Annotated in this window: 15 protein-coding genes; 7 read left to right on the top strand and 8 right to left on the bottom strand. The window is 73.2% G+C overall.

What is annotated here, in order from left to right; all coding sequences use genetic code 11:
- The first annotated feature begins 169 nt into the window (after positions 1 to 169).
- The 3 genes from G6W55_RS22135 (at position 170) to G6W55_RS22125 (ending at position 6194) form a co-directional block, all read left to right on the top strand.
- On the top strand, positions 170 to 2878 hold the full coding sequence (locus tag G6W55_RS22135; protein ID WP_175522566.1) for a lysylphosphatidylglycerol synthase domain-containing protein: 2709 nt from the start codon (positions 170 to 172) through the stop codon (positions 2876 to 2878).
- Positions 2879 to 2949: 71 nt separating this feature from the next.
- Positions 2950 to 4485: an alpha/beta hydrolase gene (locus tag G6W55_RS22130; RefSeq protein WP_175522565.1), complete on the top strand. Its 1536-nt coding sequence runs from the start codon at positions 2950 to 2952 to the stop codon at positions 4483 to 4485.
- Positions 4486 to 4640: 155 nt separating this feature from the next.
- Positions 4641 to 6194 carry an alpha/beta hydrolase gene (locus G6W55_RS22125; protein WP_175522564.1) on the top strand — a complete coding sequence of 518 codons (1554 nt, stop codon included), beginning with the start codon at positions 4641 to 4643 and terminating at the stop codon, positions 6192 to 6194.
- 83 nt (positions 6195 to 6277) lie between these two features.
- Here the strand turns inward: G6W55_RS22125 and moeZ are convergent, their stop codons facing one another.
- The 7 genes from moeZ to G6W55_RS22090 all read right to left on the bottom strand — a co-directional run bounded on the left by moeZ (position 6278) and on the right by G6W55_RS22090 (position 15380).
- Positions 6278 to 7456: an adenylyltransferase/sulfurtransferase MoeZ gene (gene moeZ, locus G6W55_RS22120; RefSeq protein ID WP_175522563.1), complete on the bottom strand. Its 1179-nt coding sequence runs from the start codon at positions 7454 to 7456 to the stop codon at positions 6278 to 6280.
- Between the two features lie 63 nt (positions 7457 to 7519).
- Positions 7520 to 8278, bottom strand: coding sequence for a spherulation-specific family 4 protein (locus tag G6W55_RS22115; protein ID WP_175522562.1), 759 nt, complete (start codon positions 8276 to 8278; stop codon positions 7520 to 7522).
- Positions 8266 to 9228: an NAD(P)-dependent oxidoreductase gene (locus G6W55_RS22110; protein ID WP_030784030.1), complete on the bottom strand. Its 963-nt coding sequence runs from the start codon at positions 9226 to 9228 to the stop codon at positions 8266 to 8268. The genes G6W55_RS22115 and G6W55_RS22110 overlap by 13 nt, the downstream gene beginning before the upstream one ends.
- 274 nt (positions 9229 to 9502) lie before the next feature.
- Complete coding sequence (locus G6W55_RS22105; RefSeq protein WP_254876372.1) at positions 9503 to 10753, bottom strand: hypothetical protein; 1251 nt, start codon at positions 10751 to 10753, stop codon at positions 9503 to 9505.
- The gene (locus G6W55_RS22100) at positions 10750 to 12612 is read right to left on the bottom strand and encodes a DUF3492 domain-containing protein (RefSeq protein ID WP_175522561.1); all 1863 of its coding nucleotides are present in this window, start codon (positions 12610 to 12612) and stop codon (positions 10750 to 10752) included. Before G6W55_RS22100 ends, G6W55_RS22105 begins: the two co-directional genes overlap by 4 nt.
- A gap of 223 nt (positions 12613 to 12835) precedes the next feature.
- Entirely contained in the window at positions 12836 to 14401 is a 1566-nt protein-coding gene (locus G6W55_RS22095) for a DUF3152 domain-containing protein (RefSeq protein WP_175522560.1), read from the bottom strand.
- A gap of 7 nt (positions 14402 to 14408) precedes the next feature.
- Entirely contained in the window at positions 14409 to 15380 is a 972-nt protein-coding gene (locus G6W55_RS22090; protein ID WP_030784022.1) for an alpha/beta fold hydrolase, read from the bottom strand.
- Positions 15381 to 15578: 198 nt separating this feature from the next.
- Between G6W55_RS22090 and G6W55_RS22085 the strand changes: the two genes are divergently transcribed.
- The 4 genes from G6W55_RS22085 to G6W55_RS22070 all read left to right on the top strand — a co-directional run bounded on the left by G6W55_RS22085 (position 15579) and on the right by G6W55_RS22070 (position 17562).
- A complete protein-coding gene (locus G6W55_RS22085) occupies positions 15579 to 15797 on the top strand; it encodes a hypothetical protein (RefSeq protein WP_175522559.1) in 219 nt (72 codons plus the stop codon).
- A gap of 268 nt (positions 15798 to 16065) precedes the next feature.
- Positions 16066 to 16707: a TetR/AcrR family transcriptional regulator gene (locus G6W55_RS22080; protein WP_030784017.1), complete on the top strand. Its 642-nt coding sequence runs from the start codon at positions 16066 to 16068 to the stop codon at positions 16705 to 16707.
- Between the two features lie 136 nt (positions 16708 to 16843).
- Positions 16844 to 17071, top strand: a complete 228-nt coding sequence (locus tag G6W55_RS38820; RefSeq protein WP_030784015.1) for a DUF3107 domain-containing protein — start codon at positions 16844 to 16846, stop codon at positions 17069 to 17071.
- A gap of 215 nt (positions 17072 to 17286) precedes the next feature.
- Positions 17287 to 17562, top strand: a complete 276-nt coding sequence (locus tag G6W55_RS22070) for a hypothetical protein (RefSeq protein ID WP_030784013.1) — start codon at positions 17287 to 17289, stop codon at positions 17560 to 17562.
- Positions 17563 to 17609: 47 nt separating this feature from the next.
- On the opposite strand, the gene G6W55_RS22065 is transcribed toward G6W55_RS22070, so the two are convergent.
- A complete protein-coding gene (locus tag G6W55_RS22065) occupies positions 17610 to 18365 on the bottom strand; it encodes a ferritin-like fold-containing protein (RefSeq protein WP_175522558.1) in 756 nt (251 codons plus the stop codon).
- Between the last annotated feature and the right edge of the window lie 38 nt (positions 18366 to 18403).

The following is an 18403-nucleotide window of genomic DNA, read 5'->3' as shown; positions in this document are numbered from 1 at the left end:
ACCGCACCGACAATGCGACGGGCCCGCCACCGTGCGTGACCCTCGCCCCGGGAACGGCCTTCGGGCAGACTGTGCGCCCCCGCGTTTGCACCCTGATGCCCCCGTGTGTCGGTGCGGCATGCCACCATCGTGCGGGCGGTGACCGGTGATACGAGATCAAGAAGAGACGATGAAGCAGCAGGGTGTGCACCCCGAGGACGCCGAGGGCACCTCTGACGCCGGGTCGCGCCCGGAGGCCGCCGACGACCGGCGGGAGGAGGTGCACATCGACGAGGTGGAAGGCGACGAACCGCTGCTCCCCGCGCGTGTGCACCGCCCTTCCGACCTGATGCGCCTGCTGGTCGGTGTCCTCGCGATCGCCGTGCTCCTGGGCATCGCCGCCTTCGCCCACGGCACGACCTCGGGCCTCGAACAGGACATCAACAAGGGCACCGGACAGGCGCCCGACCTGCTCATCAAGATCGCCGGACTGGCGTCCAGCATCGCGATCCTGCTGGTGCCCGTCGCATTCGCGATCGAACGCCTCATCAAACGGGACGGGCTGCGCATCGCCGACGGTGTGCTCGCGGCCGTCCTCGCCCACGGTGTGACCCTCGCCACCGACCTCTGGGTGGCGAAGGCCGCCCCTGGCTCGATCCAGGAGGCGCTGACCCAGCCCTCCCCCGGTGACATCCACGCCCTCACCGACCCGGTGCACGGCTATCTCGCGCCCGTCATCGCGTACATGACGGCCGTCGGCATGTCCCGCCGGCCGCGCTGGCGGTCGGTGCTGTGGATCGTGCTGCTCCTCGACGCGTTCTCGATGCTCGTCACCGGCTACACCACCCCGTTCTCGATCATCCTGACGGTCCTGATCGGCTGGACGGTCGCGTACGGCACGCTGTACGCGGTCGGCTCGCCGAACGTTCGGCCCACCGGGCGCACGCTGATGGCGGGCCTGCGGCACGTCGGCTTCCACCCGGTGAGCGCGGCTCGTGAGGAGGCGCCGGACGCCGCCGAGACCGGCGACCGCGGCCGGCGCTACTTCGTCACCCTGGAGGACGGTCCACCGCTGGACGTCACGGTCGTCGACCGTGAACAGCAGGCGCAGGGCTTCTTCTACCGCGCGTGGCGCAATCTGACGCTGCGGGGCTTCGCCACCCGCAGCAGCCTCCAGTCGCTGCGCCAGGCCCTCGAACAGGAGGCGCTGCTCGCCTACGCGGCGATCGCCGCGGGCGCGAACGCGCCGAAGCTGATCGCGACCTCGGAACTCGGCCCGGACGCCGTGATGCTCGTCTACGAGCACACCGGCGGGCGCACGCTCGACTCGCTGGCCGACGAGGAGATCACCGACGAGCTGCTGCGGGACACCTGGCACCAGGTGCGGGCCCTCCAGTCGCGGCGCATCGCGCACCGCAGGCTGGTGGGGGACGCGATTCTGGTGGATCGTTCCGGCACGGTCATCCTCACCGATCTGCGCGTCGGTGAGATCGCGGCGAACAACCTGCTGCTGCGCATGGACGTCTCCCAGTTGCTGGTGACGCTCGGCCTGCGGGTCGGCGCCGACCGGGCGGTCGCCTCGGCGGTGAGCCTGCTCGGCCCGGACACCGTCGCCGACTGTCTGCCGATGCTCCAGCCGATCGCCCTCAGCCGCTCCACGCGCGCGACGCTGCGCCGCCTCGCCCGCGAGCGCGCCCAGCGCGAGCGCGAGGCGGTCCTGGAGGCGTCCCGGCAGGCCAAGCAGGCCAGGCCGGGCGACGGGCACGACGAGCCGGTGGACCTGGAGAAGGCCGACAGGAAGGCTGACCGCAAGGCCGACAAGAAGGCCGTACGCGCGGAGCAGCGGGCCGAGAAGCGGGCCATCGACGAGGCGCTGGAGGAGGCCCGCGAGGAGGATCTGCTGACCCAGATCCGGCACGAGGTGCTGCTGATCCGCCCGCAGGCCCCGGTCGAGCCGGCCCGGCTGGAGCGGGTGCGGCCGCGCACCCTGATCAGCTTCATCGCCGGCGCCATCGGCGCGTACTTCCTGCTGACGCAGCTCACCCACATCGAGTTCGGGCCGCTGGTCGCCAACGCCGAGTGGGGCTGGGTGGCCGCGGCGGTGCTGTTCTCGGCGCTGAGCTATCTCGCCGCGGCGATGAGCCTGCTGGGGTTCGTGCCGGAGCGGGTGCCGTTCGTGCGGACGGTGGCCGCGCAGGTCGCCGGGTCGTTCGTGAAGATCGTGGCCCCGGCGGCGGTCGGCGGCGTCGCCCTCAACACCCGGTTCCTCCAGCGGGCGGGGGTGCGGCCGGGGCTCGCGGTGGCCAGCGTCGGCGCCTCGCAGCTGTTCGGGCTGGGCTGCCACATCCTGATGCTGCTGTCCTTCGGCTATCTGACCGGCACCGAGAAGACGCCGTCGCTGTCGCCGTCCCGTACGGTCATCGCCGGGCTGCTGACGGTGGCGGTCCTGGTGCTCGTGGTGACGTCGGTGCCGTTCCTGCGGAAGTTCGTCGTCACGCGCGTGCGGTCGCTGTTCGCGGGTGTCGTGCCGCGCATGCTGGACGTGCTCCAGCGGCCGCAGAAGCTGGTCACCGGCATCGGCGGCATGCTGCTGCTGACGGCCTGCTTCGTGATGTGCCTGGACGCGTCGATCCGCGCGTTCGGCGACGAGACGACCTCGATCAGCATCGCCAGCGTCGCCGTCGTCTTCCTCGCGGGCAACGCGCTCGGCTCCGCCGCCCCCACCCCGGGCGGTGTCGGTGCCGTCGAGGCGACCCTGACGGTCGGTCTGATCGCGGTCGGGCTGCCCAAGGAGGTCGCCGCCCCGGCGGTGCTGCTGTTCCGGCTGCTGACGCTGTGGATCCCGGTGCTGCCGGGCTGGCTGGCCTTCAACCACCTCACCCGCAAGGGCGCGCTCTAGGCGCTCCCGGGCCGTACCTCGTACGGCCCGTGCCCCGCGCGCGGGGGCTCCGCCGACCGCAGGATGGGGGCATGCCGAACCCCTCCCGCCTGCGCGCCGCCGTGACCGCCCTTCTGCTGTCGTGCCTGGTGGCCGGGTGCGGCGAGGACGCCGGGGACGAGGACCTGACGGCCCAGAAGCTGGACTGGGAGGACTGTCCGGCCCCGTCGCAGGCGGAGGGCGGCGGCAGCGCCCCCTCCCCGCTGCCGAACGGCGACCGATGGCAGTGCGCCACCATGAAGGCGCCCCTGGACTGGGACGACCCGAAGGGCGACACCATCGGGATCGCATTGATCCGGGCCCGGACGAGCGGCCCCGCCGACCGGCGGATCGGCTCCCTGATCTTCAACTTCGGCGGCCCCGGCGGCTCGGGCGTCAGCACCCTGCCCGCGTTCGGCGAGGACTACGAGAAGCTGCGCACCCGCTACGACCTGGTCAGCTTCGACCCGCGCGGGGTGGGCCGGAGCGCCGGGGTGCGCTGCGAGAACGACCGGCAGCTCGACGCGTACTTCCAGCAGGACACGACCCCCGACGACGCCGCCGAGCGCGGCACGCTGCTGGACAACACCAAGGAGTTCAACGCGGCCTGCGAACGCAACTCCGGGAAGACGCTGCCGCACGTGCGCACCACCGACGCGGCCCGTGACATGGACCTGATGCGCCAGGTGCTGGGCGACCGCAAGCTGTACTACTTCGGTATCTCCTACGGCACCGAACTGGGCGGCGTGTACGCCCATCTGTTCCCGGAGAACGTGGGGCGGGCCGTGTTCGACGCGGTCGTCGACCCGACGCAGACCTCCGAGCAGGGCGCGCTCGGCCAGGCCAGGGGCTTTCAGCGGGCCCTCGACAACTACGCCGAGGACTGCACGTCCCAGGTGGAGGACTGCCCGGTCGGCGACACCGCCGAGGACGTGAAGAACCGGATCGCCGACCTGCTGAAGAGCCTCGACGACAAGCCGATCCCGGGCGTCTTCCCACGCGAGCTGACCCAGAGCGCCGCGACCAACGGCATCGCCCAGGCCCTGTACTCCAAGGACTTCTGGCCGTACCTCACCGAGGGGCTGGAGCAGGCGTACGACGGGGACGGCAGGATCCTGATGCTGCTGTCCGACTCGATGAACGGCCGCAGCGAGAACGGCGAGTACAGCAACATCGCGGCCGCCAACGTCTCCATCAACTGCGCCGACGACAAGCCGCGCTACTCCGTCGCCGACGTCGAGGCGAAGCTGCCGGAGTTCCGTGCCGCCTCCCCGCTGTTCGGGGACTTCCTGGCCTGGTCCATGGTCACCTGCACCGACTGGCCGGTGCCGGGCGCCGCCGACCACCCCGACGTCAGCGCGCCCGGCGCGGCGCCGATCCTCGTCGTCGGCAACACCGGCGACCCGGCGACCCCGTACGAGGGGGCGGGGCGGATGGTGGACGCGCTCGGCGAGGGCGTCGGCGTCGAACTGACCTACCGGGGGCAGGGGCACGGCGCCTACGACAGCAAGAACGAGTGCGTCCAGTCGGCGGTGAACGGCTACCTCCTCGACGGCACGGTGCCGGCGGCGGGCACCGTCTGCTCCTGACCTCACCCCGAGACCTCGAAATCCCCGGGGATCTAACAAAACCGCAGGTCAAAAGGTTATCCACAGGCTCATCCAGGAGGGTCCCACTCCGCCTACCATGGCAGGACTGCCGTCCCGCCACCCGGCCCGGACGGTCCGCGAGGGGGGAAGTGCACATGGCGCGATTCCTACGGTGGGCGGCGCTCGGCGCCACCGCCGCACTGCTGGCGACCGGCTGTAGCGGCGGCTCGTCGGACGACGGAGGCGACGACAAGGGGGCCTCGGCCGGCGCGCGACCGTCGGACGGCTCCCCGGCCGCGGCGGCGCTGCCCGCCTCCCTGACCGGGCAGAAGCTCGACTGGGGCCGGTGCAGGTCCACCGCAGGCGACTCGGCGCCCGGTGGGGAGTGGCGGTGCGCGTCGCTGAAGGTGCCGCTGGACTGGTCGAAGCCGGAGGGCAAGACCATCGACCTCGCGCTGGTCCGCGCCGAATCCCGTGCCAAGGGCGACAAGCGGGTCGGCTCGCTGCTGTTCAACTTCGGCGGCCCCGGCGGCTCCGGCGTGTCCACGCTCCCCTCCTACGGCTCCGCGTTCTCCACCCTCCGCGACAGCTACGACCTGGTGAGCTGGGACCCGCGCGGGGTGAGCCGGAGCGAGGGCGTCCGCTGCCGCGGCGACAAGGAGATCCAGGCCGCCGAGTCCCTCGACTCCACCCCGGACACCCCGGCGGAGGAGCGGGCCTACTTCCAGGACGCCAAGGACTTCGGCAAGGGCTGCGAGAAGAGCGCCGGCTCCCTGCTGGCGCACGTCTCCACCACGGACACCGCCCGCGACATGGACCTGATGCGCCAGGTCCTCGGCGACACCCGGATGCACTACTTCGGCATCTCCTACGGCACCGAACTGGGCGGCGTGTACGCCCACTTGTTCCCGAGGAACGTGGGGCGGCTGATCCTGGACGCGGTCGTCGACCCCGGCGCCGACACCGTCGGCCACGCCAAGAACCAGGCCCGGGGCTTCCAGCGCGCGCTGGAGGACTACCTCAAGTCCACCGGCCAGGACCCGAAGCGGGGCAGCGCGAAGATCGCGGATCTGCTCGACCGGATCGACGGCGACCCGCTGCCGACCTCGGACGGCCGTGAGCTGACCCAGTCCCTCGCCGTCATCGGCGTCGTCCTGCCGCTCTACAGCGAGCAGAGCTGGCCGGCCCTGACCAGCGCGCTGGAGGCGGCCGAGCGCGGTGACGGCTCCGAGCTGCTGTCGCTCGCCGACAGCTACAACGAGCGCGACCCGTCGGGGAACTACGGCACGACGACCCACTCCCAGCGCGTCATATCATGCTTGGACGACAAGCAGCGGCCGACCGCCGAGGAAACGAAGCGACTGCTGCCGGAGTTCGAGAAGATCTCGCCCGTGTTCGGCGACTTCCTCGGCTGGGACACGGCCGGCTGGTGCCACGACTGGCCGGTGGCGGGGCAGTTCGACACCCCGGAGGTGAGCGCGCCGGGCGCCGCGCCGATCCTGCTGGTGGGCAACACCGGCGACCCGGCGACCCCGTACGAGGGCGCTCGCGCGATGGCCGACGAGCTGGGCGAGGGGGTCGGGGTGCTGCTCACCTGGAAGGGCGAGGGGCACGGTGCGTACGGCAGCGGGAGCGACTGTGTCGACGCCGCGGTGGACGCGTATCTGCTCAAGGGCACGGTGCCGAAGGACGGCACGGTCTGCTCATGACGACGGCGGGGGCTCCGGGCACCCGTGGTGTCCGAAGCCCCCGCCGCTCGGCCGGTGAGGCCGTCAGGGCCGTTCGTGCCGGGTCAGTAGACCGGCTTGCTCGGCTCGATCTGGTTGACCCAGCCGATCACACCGCCGCCGACGTGCACGGCGTCCGCGAAGCCCGCGGACTTCAGCACCGCGAGGACTTCCGCACTGCGGACACCCGTCTTGCAGTGCAGGACGATCTTGCGGTCCTGGGGCAGGCCCTCCAGGGCGGTGCCGAGCAGGAACTCGTTCTTCGGGATCAGCTTGGCGCCCGGGATGGAGACGATCTCGTACTCGTTCGGCTCGCGGACGTCGATGATCTCGATGTTCTCGCCGTCGTCGATCCACTCCTTGAGCTGCTTGGGAGTGATCGTCGAACCGGCGGCCGCCTCCTGGGCCTCCTCGGAGACGACGCCGCAGAAGGCCTCGTAGTCGATGAGCTCGGTGACGGTCGGGTTGTCGCCGCAGACCGCGCAGTTCGGGTCCTTGCGGACCTTGACCTGGCGGTACTGCATCTCCAGGGCGTCGTAGATCATCAGGCGGCCGACCAGGGGCTCGCCAGTGCCGGTGAGGACCTTGATCGCCTCGGTGACCTGGATGGAGCCGATGGACGCGCACAGCACACCGAGGACACCGCCCTCGGCGCAGGAGGGGACCATGCCCGGCGGCGGGGGCTCCGGGTACAGGCACCGGTAGCAGGGGCCGTGCTCGGACCAGAAGACGGACGCCTGGCCGTCGAAGCGGTAGATCGAGCCCCATACGTACGGCTTGTTCAGCAGCACGCACGCGTCGTTGACCAGGTAGCGGGTCGCGAAGTTGTCCGTGCCGTCGACGATCAGGTCGTACTGGCTGAAGATGTCCAGCACGTTCTCGGCCTCGAGCCGCTCTTCGTGGAGGATCACGTTCACGTACGGGTTGATGCCCTTGACGGAGTCGCGCGCGGACTCGGCCTTGGAGCGGCCGATGTCGGCCTGGCTGTGGATGATCTGACGCTGGAGGTTGGACTCGTCGACCTCGTCGAACTCCACGATGCCGAGCGTGCCCACGCCCGCCGCCGCCAGGTACATCAGCGCCGGCGAGCCCAGGCCGCCGGCGCCCACACAGAGCACCTTGGCGTTCTTCAGCCGCTTCTGCCCGTCCATCCCGACGTCCGGGATGATCAGGTGGCGGGAGTACCGGCGAACCTCGTCTACGGTGAGTTCGGAGGCTGGCTCGACCAGGGGTGGCAGCGACACGGGGACTCCGTTGGTCGGTCGATCACTACGTTTGTTCTCCCCGTAACACTGCCACGCGCTTCTTCATTCCGAGACACCTGTTCCGATCCGCGAGACGAGATCGTCCCAGTAGCCGGGCATGGTCTCCCAGGGGTCGCACCGGCCACCCTGGTCGTGCCGGTCGGTGAACCAGATCGTCCCCGCGCCCTGCCAGCGGGCGATGCGCAGCGCTTCGTCGAGATGACCGCGGGGCACCCCGTGCACGAAGTGGCAGAAGCGCTCGGGCGGATGGTCCGCGGTCCACTCGGCCACCTGGGACCAGCGGTAGTCGCTCCAGGCTCCGGAGAAGGTGACGAGCTGGTCGGCCAGCTCGGCGTAGCCGGGGTGCGGATGGACACCGTGCCCGAAGACGATGTGGGGCGTGTCACGCAGCGTGCGGAGCGTGGTGACGGTGCGGCGGATCTCGGGGAGCGTGGCGCGGTCGCTCGGGCAGCGGTCCAGGAGGAAGCCGTCGACCTGGTACCAGTCGAGGTAGCGCCGCGCGTCGGCGATCCGCTCGGCGAAGGCGCGGAAGCCGTGGGCGGTGTCGACCCGGCCGAGGACGCGGACGCCCGCGTTGCGCAGCCGGCCCGCCGCGGCGAGGCAGTGCGGGTCGGGGCGCGCCCCGGGGCCGCCGGCGACGTCCAGGACCACCCAGTGCAGGGGCGGGCCGGGGCGGGCGAGGTCGCCCCACTCGGCGGGCGCGAGGAGGGGGTGGGCGATGCCGGGGACGCCGATGCCGGTGCGGACGTCGGTGGTGCCGGCCCCGGCGAGGCCCGCCGGAGTGCCCGTCAGATACGACATGCCGCCTCCATCCAGATGTCGGCGAGGGACTCCTCCAGGTTGATCCGGGGGCGCCAGCCCAGCCGGTCGCGGGCGGTGCGCACATCGGCCTGCTGCCAGCTTCCGCAGCCGTCCGGGTACGGGTACGCGACCGGTGCGGCGTGGTCGGGGTCGGAGCGGGGGTGCCCGATGGTGGCCCGGAGGTGGCCGCCGGGCGGTCCGTCGAGTTCGTGGAGGGCACCGCCGTATCCGGCGACGCGCGCCAGGATCGCGGCGGCGTCGCGGAGCCGGACGGCGCGGCCGGAGCCGATGTTGATGACGCCCTGCGCCGCGGAGAGCGAGGCGGCGTGGACGGCGCGGGCGACGTCGCGGACGTCGACGAAGTCCCGCTGGGCGCCGAGGCCGCCGAGTTTGAGTTCGCCGTCGCCGGACTGCATGGCGCGCCGCATGGCCTCGGCGAGCCGGCCCAGCGGTGATCCGGCGGGGGTGCCGGGTCCGGCCGGTGAGAAGACGCGGAGCACGACGGCGTCCAGGCCCGAGCCGAGGACGAGTTCGGTGGCGGCGAGCTTGCTGACGCCGTACGGGCCGCCGGGACGCGGTACGGCGTCCTCGGCGGTGGAGGAGCCGGGCTGGCTCGGGCCGTACTCGGCGCCGCAGCCGAGCTGTACCAGCCGGGCGCCGCAGCCGCTGCGGCGCAGCGCCTCGCAGACGGTGGCGACGGCGACGGTGTTGTGCCGGGTGAGGTCGCGGGCGCCGCCGCGGGTGGCGCCCGCGCAGTTGACGACGACCTGCGGGTGGACGGCGTCGAGGAACCGGGTCAGCGCGCCGGGGCTGCCGGTCGCGAGGTCGAAGCGGACGTCCGCGTCGTCGCCGCGGCCGAGCGCGGTGAGCTGGACGGCCGGGTCGGCGAGCAGACGGTCGGCGACGAAGCGGCCGAGATAGCCGTTGGCTCCGATCAGCAGGACCCTCATCGTGCGGCCCTCCGGGTGTGCGGCGTGGCCGGTCTCGGTGGTGCGGCGGCTCCTGTGACCGCGGGGGCTCCCGCGACCGCGGGGGCACCGGGCGCCCCGGTGGCTCCGGTCGCTCCGGATCGGGAGGTGGTCATCGGGTCTCTCCTTGAGGGGGTGGTGTCGAGCGGGTGGTGCGCCGGTCTGCGGCTGGGGTGCGGAGCGCGTGCGTGGTGCGTGGATCGGGGCCCGGGCGGGGGTGGTGCCGGGCCCGGGGGTGCGGGGGCGTGACCGGGCGTCAGCACGGCGTGGCCGTTCGGGCGTGGGCCGAGGCCCTGGTCAGGGTGCGGGCGGCGGGCACGAGCAGGGCCAGCGCCGCCGTGCCGCACACCAGGGCGGCGACGGCGGCCGGGCCCCGGGCGGACACCAGGGTGTCCACGGGGACGGCGAGGAAGCCGCACCCGGGGAGGCGTCCCGCGAAGACGGTGGCGACGGCGAGCGCCTCGGCCGCCGCGGCGCCCGCGAGGGCGGCCGCCGGGGCGTGGGGGAAGCCGTGGGCGTGCAAGAGGCGGGCGGCCAGGAGGAGCGTGCCCAGGGTGAGGGTGGTGGCGTAGCCGGCGGGTTCGCCGAGGACGGCCGCGCAGAGGGCGGTCAGCGCGGCGAGCGCGCCCAGGTACAGGGCGAACGTGCCGAGCAGCAGGGGCCGTACGGAGGCGGCGAACTCCTCCAGGCCGTGGCTGGTGTCCAGCCGGCGGCGGGCGCGGACGGAGAGGAGGTGGGCGCACCAGGCGGCGGGCACGCAGGACAGGAGCAGGGTGAGGACCGGCGCGAGGGCGACGGGCCAGGCGCCGTCCCCCGGACCGGCGGGCAGGCCGTCGGGGCCACCGGTGACGGCGGCGCGCAGCAGGCCGTCGCCGAGGGCCGCGTAGACGAGCAGCCAGCAGGTCCAGGTGCCGCTGCGGTGGGCGCCGGCGCGGATGCCCACGCGGGGCCCCAGCGGACCTCGGCGCAGGGCCGCGCGCAGGGCGAGGACGACGGCAAGCGCTCCCACGGCGACGAGCAGGAGGCGGGTCCTGCCGTGGGTGAGGCGCAGACCGGTGACCGTCGCGGCGCCCAGGACGCCGGGCAGCGGGGTGAGCAGCGCCCAGGTGCGCCGGGGCGCCGGGGACGCGGGGGGTGTGTCGGGCGCGGGGCGTGCGGGCGGGTCGGCGTCGCGGGGGACGCGGGCGTACATCTCCTCGGCGAGGGAGAAGACGTCCCGGTGCCGGAAGCGGGCGGCGGTGCGGTCGGTGACGCCGTGCGCCTCGAGACCGGCGGCGATCTCCAGCGGGTCGACGGCGCTTTCGCACAGGTCACGGTGACGGTGCATCAGGGCCTTCACCGGGTCCACGGCACCGCGCCGGGAGGCGACGGGCGACGGGGCCGCCCCACCGGCCCCACCGGCCCCACCGGCGCGCACGCCGTCACCAGCGCGCGCACCCGCGTGCACGCCCTGCCGGCCGCTCCCCTCCGCCACGGCCAGTTCCTCGCCGACGCCGCTGCCGCTCATCGGGCTCCCTCCGCCGCCGGGACCGTGGAGCGCGGAGCGCCCGGAGCGGCGGTGCCCCGTACCGGGGCTCCCGCAGCCCATCCGGGCACGCGCCGGGCGGCGGTGCCGACCGTTCCGGGGCCGGTCCACCGGCCGGGCAGCCGGGCCTCGGCCGGGACGGCGAAGGGCAGCGGGTCGCCTGCGGCGTCGAGCGCGGACCGGCGGACCGGGCTCCGCGCCACGATCTCCAGATACAGACCGTGGAACGCCTCGATGTTCTGCTCGACCGAGAACAGTTCCTGGGCGCGTGCGCGGGCGGCCGCGCCGAGGCGCGCACGGCGCTCGGGGTCGCGCAGCAGTGCCGTGCACGCCTCGGCGAGCGCCCGCGGATTGCGGGGCGGGACGACGAGCCCGGTACCGCCGATGACCTCGACGACCGCGCCGACGTCCGTGGACACGGTGGCCCGCCCGCAGAACATGGCCTCGACCAGTCCGGCCGGGAACCCCTCCACCACGCTGGACAGGACGACGACGGCTCCGGCCGCGTACGCCTCGGCGAGCGTGGGCGCCTCCGGGCCGCCGATCTCCTCGAAGGTGACGGGGTTGCAGCCGACGGCGTGCGGCCCGTCCGCCTCGTCGGGGAAGAGCTGCGCGGCCAGCATCCGGCAGTGGCCGAGGTAGGCGTGGCCCTCAGGTCCGGCCGGCGTGCCGATGATCCGCAGCCGGGTCCCCGGTTCCGCCCGGTGGATCTCGGCGAAGGCGTGCAGCAGGGAGACCAGGTCCTTGGCGGGCTCGACCCGGCCGACCCAGACCAGGGTGCGCGGGTCGGCGCCGTCCGGGCCGTCGCCGACCTCGGCGAACCCGTCGGCGGCGATGCCCGGGTGGACCGTGCGCAGCTTGTCGCGGTCGGCGCCGCAGCGCTCCTGCCAGCGGCGGGTGTGCGCGTTGCCGGGGGTGATGACCGCGGCCTGCCGGTAGACCTCGGCGGCGAGCCGCCCGTGGAACGCGGCGAGCAGGGCGCGTACGGCGGGCGCGGCCTCGTCGGCGGGCGTGCCGGGCGCCTGGGAGCTGAGGTAGTGCGTGCGCAGCCGTACGCCGTACTCGGTGACGAGCAGCGGTACGTCGAAGTGGTGGCGGGCCAGCAGCCCGGGCAGCGCCGCGACACCGCCGGACGCGGCGTGGCAGAGGTCGACCGAGCCGAGCCCCCGTGTGCCGGGCGCGCCCGTGCCGGTACCGCCGTCGGGCTCGTACCAGTCGAGCGACAGGGGGCGCAGGGCGCGTTCGAGGTGGGCGGCGACGGCGAGCAGATCGGTGACGCGCGCCTCGCGCGCCGTGCGCCGGGCGCCAGGGGCGCGGCAGGCGCGTTCCAGGGCGCGCACGGCGCCCTCCGAGCGGAGCGCTCCCACCAGCCCACCTTCGTCCCGGGCCAGCGCGGCGAGCCCGTACAACGCGTTGGCGAAACGGTCCGCCTGGGCATCGGCACGGGAAGCGGGGCGCTCGACGGGACCCTGCGGACCACCCTCCAGACCACCCTCCGGACCGCCCCTCGCCCGGCCCTCCGCACGGTCCGCCACCCGGCCCTCCGCGCGGTCCTCGCAGAGAACCGCCGCCAGTTCCTCGTAGCACTCGGTGAAGCGCCGGCGTGCGCGCCTGCCGTACGCGACCCCGTCGTCCACGGCCGTCCACAGCGGTGCCGTGCGGACGCCGCTGACCTGCGGCGGCAGTGCGACCAGGCCGGCTTCCTCGTGCCGCGGGCCGCCGCTGAGCGCGTAGACCTCGAACTCGTGCTGCCCGAGCCCGCGCACGAGCCGGTCGCACCAGAGTCCGGCGTCACCACGCACAAACGGATAGCCACCCTCTGTCAGCAGTCCGATGCGCACGCACGCACCCCCGATCTCCCGTTTGGGGAGCCGCCGTTGACCCGGCGGCTCGCAGCGGGAAGAACGTATGCGGACAAGAGGGTGGTGCGACGGACGGTTGTCCGTCGCACCACCGGAAGGGGTGAACGCTCGTAACTTTCCGACGCGGAGGGCGTTCCGTCGCGCTAGGAGATCGCTCGGGCACGAAACGTCACCATGGCGGGGCGGCGCCAGTGCCTGACGATCAACTCTTCGGGTACGCCCACGGGTTGGGCAGACAGTGGACGTCGCCGTGGTCGAGGAACTTGGTCTGCTGCTGCATCACGGGCGCGAGATCGCCGTCCTCGTCGCAGGTCACATGGGAGTAGCCGAGCCGGTGACCGACCTCGTGGTTGATCAGCATCTGGCGGTACGCGTGGATGGCGTCGCCGTAGGTCGGTGAACCCTGGGCCCAGCGATAGGCGTTGATCATGACGCGCTCGGTGGCGGCCGAGTCGCAGGAGACGTTGTCCTCGGTGGTGTCCAGACCGGACTTGGCGCACCACTCGGCGGTGGTGCCGGGGCTGGCGAGGGTGATGACGAAGTCGGGCTCGCCGGAGTGGATCCGCTCGAAGGTGCGGGCGCCGTTGTGGGCCCAACTGCGGTTGTCGTTCAGCGTCTTGTGCACGGCCTGCGCGAACAGCACGCCGTCCAGGCCGAGTCCGCGCTCCACGTCCACGCGGTAGGTGAACTTCTGGCCCTTGCCGGGCGCCTTGTCGATGCCGGGGACGGCGTCGAACTTCCCGGACCCGTCGAGCTTCGCGCTGAGTTTGTAGGTGGCGTCCATCTTCTGGTCGTAGGTCAGCGTCACCGGGACGGGGGATGCGGAGGGGCCCGGGGCGCCGGACTCCAGGGCCTCCTGCGCGCCCTGGGCGACCTGGCCGGCCCGGTCGTCGGCCCGTCCGGCGGCGGCCTGTGAGCGGGCCGCGTCGTCGCCCCGGGTGTCGGCGACCTGCCCGGCCACGACGACGGCCAGGACGGTGGTGACGGCGGCGGCCGCGATACCGGTGAACGTACGGCTCTTGGCGCCCTTCTCGGGCGCGGGCTCCCCGCCGGACGACGCGCCGTCACCCGGCCCACCGGGGCCCCCGGGGGCGACCGGGTCCGCGTACTCGTCCAGGCCGGTGCCGACACCTCCGATACCGCCGGCGCTGCCGGCACCGGGGGCGGGGGTGTACGGCCCCGCCACGCTTCCGAAGCCACGGGGAGCCGTACCGCGCGGTGAGCCGTACGCGTCACCCCCGTACCCGTCGCCCGCACGCCCGTAGCCGTCACCCGCGCGCATCGCCGCGTACGGCCGTCCCGCGCGCGTGAAGACGTCGTCGTCGGCGGCGTCGTCGAAGGCGTCGAGATAGTCCTGGCGCGGCCCCTGCGACGGCGTGGGCCCCGGCGACTGCGGCGGTGCGGGCCGCTGACGCGGTATCACCGGCTGCCCGGCACCCCCGCCCGGCCCGCCCCTCAACTCGCCCCAGCCGCCCCCGGCCTCACGCTGCTCGGGATGCCCGCCGCGCACACGCGGGACGCCGTGGGCCGGGGTGCCGTCCGGGTACCGGGGCACCCCGTGGGCGGGGGTTCCGTCGGGCAGACGGGGCACACCGCGCGCGGGCGTGCCGTCGTACGGGCCGGGCGGCGCGCCCGCGGGCCGGCCCCGGGAAGCAGCACCGGCGTCACCAGCGGCACCGCCGGAACCGGAACCAGGCCCACCGACCCCGTCGGAACCCTTCTTCGACGCACCCTTGGGCGCCGGCCCGCGTCGACTGTGGCGTCCCACCGCTGCCTCAGCCTTCCGGCGTCGCGGACGCGGTATCGGCGAGCAGGTCGCGGAAGGCCAGGGCGACCGTGTCGGGATACTCCATCATCGCCACGTGCCCGGCGTCGGGCAGGGTCAGCAGCCGGGAGTCCCGGAAGGCGCGGGCGGAGCGCTGGGCCATCCGGAAGCCGACGAGCTGGTCACGGCCGCCGTAGACGAGGAGGGTCGGGGCGAGGACCCGTTCGGCCTGGCGCCACAGGCTGTGCTGTCCGCCGAGCGTGTAGGCACTGAGCAGCCCGCGCGTGGAGCGCGAGAGCGCGTCCCAGAAGTACGGCAGCGTCAGGCGCCGCTCCAGTTCCTCCACCGCGTACCGGAACGCCTCCGGGCTGACCCGGCCGGGATCGCCGTAGCAGAGCCCGAGGACGCCGCGGACGCGCTGTTCGGCCGTCCATTCGCGGGTGAGCCGGCTGAAGAGCGCGGCCACGCCGGGCAGGCCGACCAGGCCGGTGGGCACCGCGGTGCGCTGGACGCGCAGTTCGGGCAGCGCGGGCGAGACGAGCGTCAGGGTCCGCACCAGGTCGGGCCGTACGGCGGCGACCCGGGTCGAGACGGCGCCGCCGAGCGAGTTCCCGAAGAGATGGACGGGACCGTGTCCGGTGGCGTCGAGGTAGCGGATCACGGCACGCGCGTGTGCCGTGATGGAGTAGTTGCCGTCGTCCGGTGGCGGGGAGTCGCCGAAGCCGGGCAGGTCGACGGCCTCGCTCGCCACCGCGCCGTCGAGCAGCGCCATGAGCGCGGACCAGTTCTGCGAGGAACCGCCGAGGCCGTGCACGAACAGCGCGGGCGGGAGCCCCTCGCGCGCGGGCGGCCGGGAGCGGATCGTCAGCGTGACGCCGGGCAGCCCGACCGACCGCAGCCGCTCGCCCTCGGCGACCCGGACGGCGGCGGCCTTCGGCAGCACACTGGTCGGCGGCACGGAGGGCAGCTCGGTCGAAGACATGCGGGCAATGTTACGAGACGATCACGCGCGGTCTTGTGTGTTCGGCGTCACATGTGTGCGGCGGCCGGAGCGAGGTACCGGCGCGATTCAGGCGCACATCGCATAGCGTCCGAAACGGGTGTCTCCTAGGCTCGTAGCGAGGGCACCCGCTTGTGGCCCCTGCATGGTCCAGGGACGTTCGTAGGAAGGGAGCCCAGCATGACCGTCGACCCCACCGACCCCGGGACGTTCGAGGAAGACGACGACTTCGGGGAGATCGACGTCGAGGCGCCGGAGAACGACGCCGCGGAGCAGTACGCGGATGTCACCCCAGAGCGTGACGACCCCTTGGAGGATGTGGACCCCGCGCGGGCGAACGAGGCCGATCTCGCCGAGCAGGCGCGCGTCGTCTCGCTCGACGAGGACGACTACCGCTGACCGGTCACCGCGGCCGAGCACGGCGACGCGCCACCGCGCCACCGCGCCGCCACATCGATCGAACACAGGAGCGGCGCGTCGAACAGGAGTGGGGCCGTATTTTGCCCGGACCGACCTGAATCAAACCTTGTGCACCACTTTTGCGATCGTCCGGTCCGTGAAATTCTGCGCTCGCACCGCGCACACCAGGGTTACCGAAAAGTACGATGGCCGCGCGGCGCACACCGCACGCGGTGCACACCGCAAGAGGACGACTTTGGGAGGCGGCGTGACAGCCATCGAGCAGACCGAGGCGGCACGCCCGCGAGGCACGCGCCTGCCGCGCCGTGCCCGACGGAACCAGCTTCTGGGCGCCGCCCAGGAGGTCTTCGTGGCTCAGGGCTACCACTCCGCCGCCATGGACGACATCGCCGAGCGGGCCGGGGTCAGCAAGCCCGTGCTGTACCAGCACTTCCCGGGCAAGCTCGACCTCTATCTGGCCCTGCTGGACCAGCACTGCGAGTCACTCATCCAGGCCGTGCGCGGGGCGCTCGCCTCGACGACGGACAACAAGCAGCGCGTCCGCGCGACCATGGACGCCTACTTCGCGTACGTCGAGGACGACGGCGGCGCCTTCCGGCTGGTGTTCGAGTCGGACCTCACCAACGAGCCCGCGGTGCGCGAGCGCGTCGACAAGGTCACCAACGAGTGCGCCGAGGCGATCTGTGACGTGATCGCCGAGGACACCGGCCTCTCGCGCGCGGAGTCGATGCTGCTCGCCTCGGGTCTGGGCGGTCTGGCGCAGGTCGTGGCCCGCTCCTGGCTGCACAGCGACCGCAGTGTCCCGCGCGACCAGGCGGTGCAGCTCCTCGCCTCGCTGGCCTGGCGGGGCATCGCCGGATTCCCGCTGCACGGCATCGAACAGCACTGACCGCGGCGGTCCGTTCCCGTCCGCTGTTCGCTCCTGGCGTGGACGGCCGCACGGTATCCGTCCCCTCACCGGGCTAATGTGTGCAGCGTACGGCGCGGACGCCCGCGCACTCAGTGACCGTCGGAGGGACATAGCCGTGGAGGTCAAGATCGGCGTGCAGCACGCGCCCCGCGAGATCGTTCTGGAGAGCGGTCAGACTCCCGAGGAGGTCGAGCGCGTGGTGGCCGAGGCACTGGCCGGCAAGTCGCAGCTCCTCAGCCTCGTGGACCAGCACGGCCGCAAGGTCCTGGTGCCGGCCGACCGTCTGGCCTACGTCGAGCTGGGCGAGCCCGCCCCCCGCAAGGTGGGCTTCGGCGCGCTGTAGACACACGTGTCGCGCATCTCGCGCGCGGAGGGGCCCGGTGGTCGCGACGACCACCGGGCCCCTCCGTCGTGTTCACACCAGGATCACAACCGGAACACCGATGGACCACACACGGCGCACAGGTTCTCCACCGGGGAGGATTGCATTCCGCAGGTCACGGGTATGACGGGCTACGACCTTGGTGCACGGCCCCGCTGTCCTGGAGGGACCCCCACATGATCTTGGAAGCGCTCGGCTCCGCTGTGCTCGGTCTCGCCCTCGCCTGGGCGGCGCTGCACCGCCTGTCGCACCGACTGCCGCTGCGCGCCCTCGTCCTAGCCACGGGCGTCGCCGGAGCCCTGTTCGGTGACTTCGTCACCCACAGCGCGCTGGGCCCCGGCACCGTCCTCGTGAGCCTGGTGGGAGCGGCGGTCGTCTCCGCCGCGTCCCTGTCCCTGCTGGTGCGCCCGGCCGGACACTTCCGCCGGCGATCAGCCCCCGCGCGGGTCTGACGCCCCCGGCGGGCCGCAGAGCCGCGGACGGACCGGCCCGGAACCGCTCAGGCCGCCAGCCCCAGCGCCGCCATCCGCTTGGTGTGCGCGTCGGTGATCCGCGAGAACATCCGGCCGACCTCGGCGAGGTCGAAGCCGTCCGCGACACCGCCCACGAGCATCGTCGACAGCGCGTCCCGGTCCGCGACCACGCGCTGCGACTGCGACAGCGCCTCGCCCATCAGCCGCCGCGCCCACAGCGCGAGCCGGCCGCCCACCCGCGGGTCGGCGTCGATCGCGGCACGCACCCGGTCCACGGCGAAGCCCGCGTGCCCGGTGTCGTCGAGCACGGCGAGGACCAGGGCGCGGCTGTCGGTGTCCAGACGCACCGCGACCTCACGGTAGAAGTCGCTGGCGATCGAGTCGCCGACGTACGCCTTGACCAGGCCCTCCAGCCAGTCCGAGGGGGCCGTCTGCTTGTGGAAGCCGTCGAGCGCGGCCACGAACGGCTCCATCGCGAGGGTCGGCTGCTCGCCGATCTCGGTGAGCCGGTCGCGCAGCCGCTCGAAGTGGTGGAACTCGGCCGACGCCATCTTCGCCAGCTCGGCCTTGTCCTCCAGCGTGGGCGCCAGCTTGGCGTCCTCCGCGAGCCGCTCGAACGCCGCCAGCTCGCCGTACGCGAGGGCGCCGAGCAGATCCACGACCGCGGCCCGGTACTGCGGGTCGGCGGACGCCCGCGCCCAGTCCTGGGCGGCGATGCCCGTGGGCGCGGCGGGCTCGTCGGACACGTGGTCAGGCTTGTCAGGGGTCGTCATGAAGCGCACAATAGCCCGCCCGTCGCACAGCGGAAGTCCCTGGTCAA

It is taken from the genome of Streptomyces sp. CAI-85 (assembly GCF_013363615.1).
Taxonomy (GTDB): Bacteria; Actinomycetota; Actinomycetes; order Streptomycetales; family Streptomycetaceae; genus Streptomyces; species Streptomyces antibioticus_B.
This window is presented reverse-complemented; position numbering and strand designations above follow the sequence as displayed.